Here is an 823-nt window from a genome sequence, read left to right on the forward strand (position 1 = left end):
ATCGTGACGGGGGCCGGAGAATATGTCAATGAGGTGGTTGGTGCCGGAGCCGATGGCTTGGGAGGTGTGGATGGTGGGTGGGGGGATGATGGTGACCGAGGGGCTGCCGACGCGGGCGTGGTCTTCGGGGCGCCAGGTGGTGGAGTCGGTGCTCCAGGGGGTTTGGATGTGGTGGACGTAGGTGCCGGCGACGATGAGGCTGCATTGTTCGAAGTCGTCGTGGAAGTGGGGGGACATTTTGTGGGGGTCGCGGGGGCCTTGCATGGGTTTGATGAAGTTGACCATGAAGGCGCGGGTGCGGAAGATCCGCCCGAACCGTGTGGGCTCGTCGGGCACATCGGCCATGCGGTAGACCCGCCACCGGTAGCCATCCACCGGTTCCGGCCACAACTCCAGCGGGGCGACGCGGGGGTGGGGGGTGGCGTAGCTCTCGGCGTTGGAGGCCCGCTTGGCCCATTCCTCCTCGTCGGACTGGATCAACTGCACGATCGGGCCGGTCCCGGTCGAGGTGATCTCGGCCTGTCCCGGGGGGATCACCACCAGGGCCGGGCCGGTGGCGGTGTGGGTCTGGCCGGAACCGGTCCCGGTCATCGCCGAGGATTCGTCGATGAGCAGCACCACCTGCTCCGAGGCCAGCGCACCGGAATACAGCACATCCCCGGCCACCGGCTCGCTGTAGACCAGCACGAAATTCTGGCCCCGCGTGATCCACTGCCGGGACCCGCCCGCGGTCACCCCATCCGGCGCGGTAATCGAATAATCCACAAACTCCGGAGCCGCCACCGGCGCGTTCGGATCCGCCTTCCCCACCGGCCTCGCCGTC

Annotated in this window: 1 protein-coding gene; it reads right to left on the reverse strand. The window is 67.7% G+C overall.

What is annotated here, in order from left to right; translation table 11 throughout:
• Nucleotides 1–810: hypothetical protein (locus tag ACFSXZ_RS41195; protein WP_378272015.1), on the reverse strand; the 810-nt coding region annotated here is incomplete at its 3' end.
• Nucleotides 811–823: the final 13 nt, after the last annotated feature.

The sequence above is a fragment of the Amycolatopsis pigmentata genome (assembly GCF_042684065.1).
GTDB classification, from domain to species: Bacteria; Actinomycetota; Actinomycetes; order Mycobacteriales; family Pseudonocardiaceae; genus Amycolatopsis_E; species Amycolatopsis_E pigmentata.